This window comes from Actinobaculum sp. oral taxon 183 str. F0552, assembly GCF_000466165.1.
In the GTDB taxonomy this organism is placed as follows: domain Bacteria; phylum Actinomycetota; class Actinomycetes; order Actinomycetales; family Actinomycetaceae; genus Peptidiphaga.
Window position 1 is genome coordinate 88,373 of the sequence record NZ_KE951439.1, and the last position, 8,778, is coordinate 97,150.

At 70.9% G+C, this 8,778-nt stretch carries 7 protein-coding genes and 1 pseudogene; 4 read left to right on the forward strand and 4 right to left on the reverse strand.

Annotated elements, in window-relative coordinates; all coding sequences use genetic code 11:
• Nucleotides 1–24 precede the first annotated feature (24 nt).
• The gene (locus tag HMPREF0043_RS06890) at nucleotides 25–1,278 is read right to left on the reverse strand and encodes a HAMP domain-containing sensor histidine kinase (RefSeq protein WP_021602270.1); all 1,254 of its coding nucleotides are present in this window, start codon (nucleotides 1,276–1,278) and stop codon (nucleotides 25–27) included.
• Nucleotides 1,275–1,988, reverse strand: a complete 714-nt coding sequence (locus tag HMPREF0043_RS06895; RefSeq protein ID WP_021602271.1) for a response regulator transcription factor — start codon at nucleotides 1,986–1,988, stop codon at nucleotides 1,275–1,277. The genes HMPREF0043_RS06890 and HMPREF0043_RS06895 overlap by 4 nt, the downstream gene beginning before the upstream one ends.
• 193 nt (nucleotides 1,989–2,181) lie before the next feature.
• Here HMPREF0043_RS06895 and HMPREF0043_RS06900 point away from each other — a divergent pair, with 193 nt between their 5' ends.
• Nucleotides 2,182–3,345, forward strand: coding sequence for a M48 family metallopeptidase (locus HMPREF0043_RS06900; RefSeq protein ID WP_021602273.1), 1,164 nt, complete (start codon nucleotides 2,182–2,184; stop codon nucleotides 3,343–3,345).
• A 136-nt stretch (nucleotides 3,346–3,481) separates the two neighbouring features.
• Entirely contained in the window at nucleotides 3,482–4,126 is a 645-nt protein-coding gene (locus HMPREF0043_RS06905; RefSeq protein WP_021602274.1) for a Pr6Pr family membrane protein, read from the forward strand.
• 42 nt (nucleotides 4,127–4,168) lie between these two features.
• Here HMPREF0043_RS06905 and HMPREF0043_RS06910 read toward each other — a convergent pair whose 3' ends face one another.
• Nucleotides 4,169–5,338: an alpha/beta hydrolase gene (locus HMPREF0043_RS06910; protein WP_021602275.1), complete on the reverse strand. Its 1,170-nt coding sequence runs from the start codon at nucleotides 5,336–5,338 to the stop codon at nucleotides 4,169–4,171.
• Nucleotides 5,339–5,522: 184 nt separating this feature from the next.
• Here HMPREF0043_RS06910 and fumC point away from each other — a divergent pair, with 184 nt between their 5' ends.
• Nucleotides 5,523–6,941: a class II fumarate hydratase gene (fumC, locus tag HMPREF0043_RS06915; RefSeq protein ID WP_040318046.1), complete on the forward strand. Its 1,419-nt coding sequence runs from the start codon at nucleotides 5,523–5,525 to the stop codon at nucleotides 6,939–6,941.
• Nucleotides 6,942–7,145: 204 nt separating this feature from the next.
• Nucleotides 7,146–7,586, forward strand: a complete 441-nt coding sequence (locus HMPREF0043_RS06920; RefSeq protein WP_021602278.1) for a VOC family protein — start codon at nucleotides 7,146–7,148, stop codon at nucleotides 7,584–7,586.
• A gap of 268 nt (nucleotides 7,587–7,854) precedes the next feature.
• Here HMPREF0043_RS06920 and HMPREF0043_RS06930 read toward each other — a convergent pair.
• Nucleotides 7,855–8,778 (reverse strand): annotated as a pseudogene (locus HMPREF0043_RS06930) (PAS domain-containing protein); the annotation flags it as partial.

Genomic DNA, 8,778 nt, shown 5'->3' on the forward strand with positions numbered 1-8,778 from the left:
CCCGGTGAGGCGGCGGGCGAGCCGCTACCTCGCCAGCGGCATCTCCACGACGACCCCCAGCCCGGGCGCCGCGTCGCGGCAGTGCAGCGATCCGCCCATGCGCTCCATGAGATAGCTCGCGGTGAACAGCCCGAGCCCCTGTCCGGGCCGGTCCTCCGCGTTGGAGCCGCGCACGCCCTTGCCGAGGATCGCCTCGAGTTCGCCGGACGGGACTCCCGGGCCGGTGTCGCGCACGTCGACTACGAGGAAGTCGCCCTCCAGGCGGGAGGCGACCGTGACGGGCGTGGCGGCGTACTTCCGCGAATTGGCGACCACGTTGTCGAAGACCTGGCGCATGCGCAGCCTGTCGACCGACACCAGGCAGCCGGGCAGGTGGAAGGGTCGGATCGCCCCGTCGGGGTCCGCCGCGCGCAGGAGCGCTGCCACCTCGCCGCTGGCGACGACCTCCGGCTCGACCCGCAGGACGGCGAGCTCTTCCTCGTTGGCCTGGAACAGGTCGGCCACCAGCGCCTCGATCTGGCCGGTCAGCCCGCCGACGGTCTCCAGCTTCGAGCGGCGCGCCGCATCCGTCTCCGTGAGGGCCAGAAGCTCGGCCGTCGCCGCGATCGACGCGACGGGCGTGCGGATGTCGTGGCCGAGCTCGGCCACCAGGTCCTTCTTGGACTGCTTGGCCTCTTCCTCCCGCCGCCGAGCGCGGGCGAGCTCGTCGCGCATGATGTCGAAGGCCTCCGTGAACGGCCCGAAGAGGTTGCCGCGATCCATCGTGAGCGGGGCGTCGAGGTTCCCCGCGGCGACGTCCGCGGCGAAGGCCCGAAGCGCGGCGAAGGGCCGGGCGATCCGCCGACGGTGGAAGGCGTGCAGCGCCAGGCAGGCCAGCGAGATCGCCGCGATCGCCCCGCCCGCCAGGAGGAGGACGCGCCGTCGGGCCCGGGCGAGCTCGCCCGCCCTGCCGTCGGCGATCCGCAGCACGCCCACGCGCTGGCCGCCGACGACGACGTCGAAGCTGGAGGCCCCCGCCCGGAACGCCTCGCGGTCGGTGTCCATCGGCCTGCCGCGCGACGCCGCGACGGCGCCGTCCCCGGAGAGCACCGTGATCCTCTGGAAGGCCTCGGGGGCGCGGCCGACCGCGGCGGAGGCGTCCGGCCACGAGCGCTCGACGGCGAGGCGAAGGTCGCAGGCGGCGACGGTGTCCGGACGCGCGACGGGCCGGTCCACCGAGGCCCACAGGCCCAGGAAGGCCGCGGCCGCCGCCGCGACGACGGTCAAGGCCGCCCTCACGCGGGCTCCTCGAAGATGTAGCCGCGTCCCCACACGGTCCGGATGTAGCGCGGCCGATCGGGGTCGCGCTCGATCCGGGTGCGCAGACGCCGGATGTGCACCGACAGGGTGCCGTCGCCGGTGACCGCCCCGCCCCACACCTGACGGAACAGCTCCCTCTTCTCGACCACGCGTCCGCGGTTGGCCACGAGGTACTCCAGAAGCTTGAACTCCAGAGCCGCCAGCGAGACGTCCCTCCCGCCCACGCGCACCCGCGCCGAGCCCGGGTCGAGGAGGAGCCAGCCGTCGTCGTAGACGGCCGGCTCCGGCGGGCCGCTCGAGGAGAGGCGGTCGAGCATCCGCCGGATCTTCGCCAGGAGGACCGCCAGCGAGTAGGGCTTGGCGATGTAGTCGTCGCCGCCGAGCGACAGGGCCAGGATCTGGTCGTCCTCCGCGGTGCGCGCCGAGACGAAGACGATCGGGATGTCGCCGCGCTCGCGGCGGAGCCGACGGCAGAATTCGAAGCCGCTGAGCCCCGGCAGGTTGACGTCCAGGAGGACGAGCTTCGGCTTGCGGGAGGCGAGGGCCGCATGGGCTTCCTCGGCGCTGGAGACGTAGGCCGCCGATACGCCGGAGAGCGTCAGATATTCGACGGTGGAGGACGCCAAGGCCTCCTGGTCCTCGACCATGAGCACGTCGACGGGATCCGAGACGGTCGTGGGCTCCGGCATGCCAGTAGCCTACATGCCGGGCGCCGTCGGACCGGCCAGCGGCCCCGCCGGCGGGGCTCATCGCGACACCGGCCGGGGCGAGACGCCTCGGCCCCGCCGGGAACCGGGGGAGCCGCCGATTCGCCGGTTCCCGGCCGCCCTCCCGGTCAGCGGACGAGCGCATCGGCTCGGACGCGGTCGGTAGGATGTTCCGGTGACGACTTCGACGACTTCCAGACCCGCGCTGTTCGCCGGCGCCACCGTCCACGGCCTGGCCGGCCTGAAGCGACTGCGCCATCGCTGCGAGATCCCGCTCGTCGTCCTCGCCGGGGCCATCCTGGCGGTCGGATACGCACTCTGGATCGTGGCGATCGTCCAGCTGTTCGCCGTCGAGCCGGGCGACCGGCTCTTCGACGGCCTCCCTCTGGCGCGGCTCCTGTCCTTCCTCCCTCTGCCCACGGGCGACCCCACGCTCATCGTCGTGATCCTCGGCTTCGCGCCCCTCGCCATAGCCGTCGTCCGGGCGGTGATCTACGCGAAGGTCCGCGCGGGCGGCGTCCGCATGAGCCCGACGCAGTTCCCGGAAGGCTATCGGATGGTCGTCGAGGCCGCCGAGAGATTCGGGATGAGGAAGGTGCCCGACGCCTACGTCGTGCTCGGCAACGGCGTCGTCAACGCCTACGCGTCCGGACACGGGTACCGGCGGTTCGTCGTCGTCCACTCCGACGCCTTCGAAGTCGGGGGAGGCGCCAGGGACCCCGAGGCCCTGCGCTTCGTCATCGGCCACGAGGTGGGCCACCTGGCCGCCGGCCACGTCAGCTTCTTCCGCATCCTCTTCATCAGCCTCGCATACGTCGTCCCGGTGCTGGGCCCGGCCGTCTCCAGGGCGCAGGAATACACGGCGGACAACCACGGCTACGACTGCGCCCCCGACGGAGTGGCCGGGGTGATGGGCCTGCTCTCCGGCGGCAAGTACCTGGGCGCCCAGGTCAACCTCCACGCCCTGGCCGACCGCGCGGCCACCGAACGCGGCCTGTGGCTGCACGTCGCCAACTGGATGTCGACCCACCCGGTCCACACCTGGCGCGCTAGCGCCCTGCGCGACCGCAGCCGTCCCGGACGCCTCATGGTCGCCCCGCCCCGCGACTCCGCCTGGTTCGCGCCCTCACAGCCGGCGGGCGGCGACCCGAGTGCGGCGTGGGGCACGCCCGCCCAGGCCCTGCGCCGACTCGACGCCGCCCCCGCCGCGCGCGAGGAGCAGTTCGGCCGCTACCCCGGCGTCTCCTACGACGAGCCCGCCGACGCCCTCCGACTGGCCGACCCGAACGGCGCGAACCCCGCGGCGGCGCCGTCTCCTGGGGCGGCCCGTGACGTGTGAGGCGTACGAGGGCCCCGTGACGTGTGAGGCGTACGAGGGCCCCGTGACGTAAGGTGTGGTGGAACAATCGGCGACCCCGGGGCAGGCGAAGGCTCGACGAAGGCGGATCCGGGCTGCTCGTGAGAAGGAGAGGCGAATGAACGCGCAGAAGACGAACGGCAACAGCCCGCTGCTGTGGACGCTCTGGCTGTGGAGGCTGGCGCTCGCGCTGGCCTCCGGGTGGGCCGTGTCGCTTCTCCTGGAACACCGGAGCGCCGAGCAGGTCTTCGACCAGCTCCTGTACTTCACGACGCTCTCGACCATCGCGGTCTTCCTCTTCAACCTCTCCGAAGTCGTCCGCCCCTTCGTCATACGGACGGGAGGGCGGAACCGCTTCGAGTCGAGAAGCCCGTGGCTGCGCGGAATGGCCACGTCCATGGCGATTTTCACCGGTGTCGTCTTCGCGACCCTCCTCGAGGGCTCCTACCCCGATACGGTCGACAAGCTCGCGCATCTGGTCTGCCCGATCGCGATGGCCGTCGACTGGGCGGCGGTCGGCCGATCCCAGGGCCGGCTCCACGTCCTCTCGCCGGCGACGTGGAGCGCCCTCCTCCTGCCCTACATCTTCTTCGTCTATCCGTGGGATGCGCGCAGGGACGGCAAGCCGATGTACGAATTCCTCGACCCGGCCAAGGACGACTGGCCGGTCACGGTCGGCGCCGTCATCGCGGCCTTCGTCATCCTCTCCTACCTCTTGTGGGCGATCGCCAGGCTGCGCGCGAAGGCGCTGAGCCCGCGCTGATCCGGCCATCCGCACCGCGGCTTGCGTGACTCGCGCGGCTCACTACGCGGAGGCGGGTGAGAACGCCGGGACGGTCTTGCCCAGCCACTCCAGGCCCTGCATCTGCGCCTCCTCCCAGACGGGCCACCGGTGCGAGCTTCCGGCGACTTCCACGGAGGTCAGCGACGTCGGCGCCTTGACCTGCGGCGCGAACTTGTCGAAGGAGGTTCGGAACTTCCCGTCGCCGGTGCCCGAATAGTTCCAGATCCTCACGGGAGGCTGGGTCCGGGAGGCGATCGCGCCCAGATCGTAGGCCTCCGCGCCCGCGGGCGCCTCGCCCTCGCGGAAGGTCGGCGAGTAGTAGCCGCTCATCGACAGCGTCGTCCTGAACAGCTCGGGGTGGCGGATCGTGAACATGTTGGCGCACCACCCGCCCGCGGAGTAGCCGTACGTCGCCCAGGCCCCGGGGTCCCCCTCCGCGCGGAGATTCGCCTTGACCCACGGCACGACCTTCTGCGTGACCCACGTCTCGATCGAGGTCCCCTCCACGTCCATGCACTCGGTGTCGCGGTCCCGCGGGAACACGTTGGGCGCGACGATGATCGAGTCCCGGATCTTCCCCTCGCTGACGGCCTTGGCGAGATCCTCGCCGGTGTGGAGGGGCTGCTCGAATCCGACGGGCGAGCCGGGGACGCCCGCGAAGGCCATGATGACCGGGTAGGCCTTGTCCGGGTTCTTCAGATAGGACGGCGGTAGCCACACCCTGACCGTCGCGTCGCCCTGCTCTCCCTGACCCGGGACGACGACGTTCACCCACTGCCCGCCCGAGGCGTTGGGGTTGATGCCGGTCAGCTGGGCGTTGGCCAGGGGATTGCGCTGCGCCTGGGTGAAGTGGGCCTTCGGCGTCTTCTTGGAGGGGGCGGCCGCCTCCGCCCTCTGCGGAGCCCCCGCGGGCGCCGCCCCGAACTGCTGCTGCGTGGCCGGCTTCTTCGACAGGAACCCGAGGAGGTCGTGCCAGTTGGAATACCACAGGCTCACCCGGTTGACCGCGAGGAAGGCGAGGGAGATCGCCAGGACGCTGCACAGGAGGACGGCCAGAGCCTGCTGGACGTAGGCCCACAGCTTCGTCCACGGGTGATTGGGCACCCACAGGATCGCCCAGAGGAAGCAGGCCGCGGTGAGCACGGCGACGGCGGCCAGCAGAGTGCCTGAGGTCAGGGCGAAGAACGACATGCAATCAAGGTATACGGCTTGGCTCGGATATTCCTGCGAATCGAGATGGGCCTCGGGCCCCACGCCCGGCGGCACGTGCAGGCCATGATCCGCATCACGCGGGTTCGCTCCGGCGTCGCCGGCGGGATCCCGGGTGGGACGTGCGGTCCCGCGTCCGGAGACGGAACCCGGTAGGCTTGCGTCCATGACTTCAGAGACGAATCCCACACGTACGGAAACCGACTCGATGGGCGCGATCGAGGTTCCCGCCGACCACTACTGGGGTGCCCAGACCGAACGCAGCCTGCACAACTTCGACATCGGCCGCGACACCTTCGTCTGGGGCCGCCCCATGATCCACGCCCTGGGAGTCCTCAAGAAATCCGCTGCACGGGCGAACGCCGAACTCGGCGAGCTTCCCGCCGAGATCGCCGACCTCATCGCCGCCGCGGGCGACGACGTCATCTCCGGCCGGCTCGACGCGGAATTCCCGCTCGTCGTCTTCCAGACGGGATCGGGCACGCAGTCGAATATGAACGCCAACGAAGTCATCTCCAACCGGGCCGTCGAACTCGCGGGCGGCGAGATGGGCTCGAAGGCCCCCGTCCACCCCAACGACCACGTCAACCGCGGCCAGTCCTCTAATGACACCTTCCCGACGGCCATGCACATCGCGGTCGTCTGCGAACTGGCGAACATGTATCCGCGCGTGCGCCGACTGCGCGACACCCTGGAGAGGAAGGCGAAGGAGTTCGACGGCGTCGTCATGGTCGGCCGCACCCACCTCCAGGACGCCACCCCCATCCGCCTGGGCCAGGTTCTCTCCGGCTGGGTCGCCCAGATCGACTTCGCCCTGGAATGCGTCGAATACTCGGACTCCCGGGCCCGCGAGCTGGCCATCGGCGGCACCGCCGTGGGAACCGGCTTGAACGCCCATCCGCGGTTCGGCGAACTGACTGCGGAGAAGATCAGCGAGGAGACCGGCATTCGGTTCACTCAGGCGTCCAACCTCTTCGCCGCGCTCGGCGCCCACGACGCCCTCGTCCAGGTCTCCGGCTCGCTGCGGGTTCTGGCCGACGCCCTGATGAAGATCGCCAACGACGTGCGCTGGTACGCCTCCGGGCCGCGCAACGGCATCGGCGAGCTGCTCATCCCCGAGAACGAACCCGGCAGCTCGATCATGCCCGGGAAAGTCAACCCCACCCAGTGCGAGGCCATGACCATGGTCGCCACGAAGGTCTTCGGCAACGACGCCACCGTCGGCTTCGCGGGCTCCCAGGGCAACTTCCAGCTCAACGTCTTCAAGCCCGTCATGGCCTGGTGCGTCCTGGAGTCCGTCAAGCTGATCGGCGACGCCTGCGCCTCCTTCGACGAACACTGCGCCTACGGCATCGAGCCCAACCTCGAGAAGATCGAGCGCAACCTCGAGTCCAACCTCATGCAGGTCACCGCCCTGAACCGCCACATCGGATACGACAAGGCCTCCAAGATCGCCAAGAACGCCCACAAGAAGGGGCTCTCGCTGCGCGAATCCGCCCTCGAGCTCGGCTTCGTCACATCCGAGGAGTTCGACGCCTGGGTGGTGCCGGCCGACATGACCCACCCGTCCGCCGCCGACGAGTGAGCGGCTGGGGGACGGGCCTGGATCGCATTTTCATCCGGCGCCACCGCGGCGCCGCTCACCCCGAGCGGACGGCCGACGCCGATGACGAACGCCTGCGCGAAGGGCTCGACGGCGCAGAGCGGGGAGGGAAGACACCGGCGCTGAAGCAGCACCGGACGTTCTGCCGCCGTTGACCGTCCAGGCCGCCTCGGGCAGGATACGAGTATGTCCCGCATCGATCACGCGGCCCTATGGGTGGCCGATCTCGTGGGCGTACGCGACTTCTACCTCCGTTGGTTCTCCGGCCGCTCGAACGGCGAGTACCACAACCCGCGGACGGGCCTGCGCACGTTCATCATCAGCTTCGATCCCGATGACGCTGGCGGGCGCGGCGCCCGGCTCGAGCTCATGAGTCGCCCCGACGTCATCGCCCGTCCGCAGGCGGAGGCTCTTGGCTGGGCCCATGTCTCCTTCGCTCTGCCCGGATGCACCGATGTCGACGAGTTGGCCGCCCGGGCGCGTGCGGCCGACGTGCCCGTGGTCGACGGGCCCCGGCGCACCGGCGACGGCTATTACGAGGCGGTCCTGCTCGACCCCGAGGGCAACCGCGTCGAGATCGTCGCCGGCGACTACACCGACGAGGTGGCCGAGCGCCCGGGGCCGTGAGCCCGCCCGCCTTCATCGGCGATGAGCCTGAGGGCGGGCGCGGCCAGGACCAGCCCCCGGTGCCGCGCATCGCCCGCGCCGCCTCCGCCGGGCTCGGGCGCGACGGGGTGACGCACGTCAGGCTTGGAGCCCGCGCCGTGCCGATGCGGGCCCGCTCAGCGGCGAGGACGGCGCGGGCTGGGAAGCCGCCGTCCCCGTTTGCGACGGTCCCCGCCGCGGCGGGCACTGCCGCACCGGAGACGCTGCGAGTGCGCGCCGGCCGGCCGCCTCAGCCCTGCGAGGCGATCTTGACGGCGAGGTCCTCGGCGTGGTGGAGGAGCTCGGTCATACGCGTCGAATCGTGCTGGTCGCCCAGGGCCCGGCAGCGCTCGGCGAGCTCCGTCGACTCCCTGAGCACCGTGCCCGTGTAGTCGACGACGCTCTCGGAGATCTGCGGGACCAGGGCGGCGACGTCGTCGGGGAGCGGCGTGGACTCCGCCGTCGCCTTCCACATGGCCAGCACCTGGCTGGGGATGGTGATCATCGAGTTCGCCTGGTCGATGTTCCAGGCGGTGTTGGAGGCCAGACGGCGGTGGGCGCCGGTCTGCTCCTCCATGTCGTACAGGCCCTGGCGCAGGGCCTTCGTGAGCAGCCAGATGGCGGGCACCGACTCCTTGGCGTCCGGGCCGCCGTCGATGAGCTCGGCTATGAACGTCGCGAGCATCGTCGCGTGGAGGCGGGCCAGGGCGACGAGGAAGCGGGTGCGCACGTTGGTGGCGTCGAGTTCGCGGAGCGAGCCGACGAGCCGGATGAGGGTCGAGCCGACGATGCTCTGCATCGACGTCCACACCTGGAGGGGCTCGACGAGCGGGGTCATCGACGGCCCGTGCGCGGTGATCGTCGCGAGCATCTCGGGGGTGATCGTCGCGTCGCCCAGGCGGCCCTCGATCTCGTTGGCGACGTGGCGCAGTCTCGAGGAGAGTTCGGCCAGCGAGTCCTGCTCCCTCATCCACACCGAGAGCTCGTCGTAGATCCCGGTGACCGTGTCGAGCGCATCCTTGAGCATCCCCTCGGCGCCGGGCCGCGAGGGGAACCCCGCCGAGAGCTCCTCCCTGCGGGCGACCTCGGCGGGGAGGGCGGCCATCTGGAGGGCCTCGTAGGAGTTGTAGCCGAGCTCTTCCAGGAGCTCGGCGGCCCTGCCCGCTCCCTTCCG

Bases quoted from the DNA above. Each gene is read 5' to 3' on its own strand.
- HMPREF0043_RS06895 (WP_021602271.1), bottom strand. From the start codon at position 1,988: ATGCCGGAGCCCACGACCGTCTCGGATCCCGTCGACGTGCTCATGGTC.
- HMPREF0043_RS06905 (WP_021602274.1), top strand. From the start codon at position 3,482: ATGAACGCGCAGAAGACGAACGGCAACAGCCCGCTGCTGTGGACGCTC.
- HMPREF0043_RS06910 (WP_021602275.1), bottom strand. From the start codon at position 5,338: ATGTCGTTCTTCGCCCTGACCTCAGGCACTCTGCTGGCCGCCGTCGCC.
- fumC (WP_040318046.1), top strand. From the start codon at position 5,523: ATGACTTCAGAGACGAATCCCACACGTACGGAAACCGACTCGATGGGC.
- HMPREF0043_RS06920 (WP_021602278.1), top strand. From the start codon at position 7,146: ATGTCCCGCATCGATCACGCGGCCCTATGGGTGGCCGATCTCGTGGGC.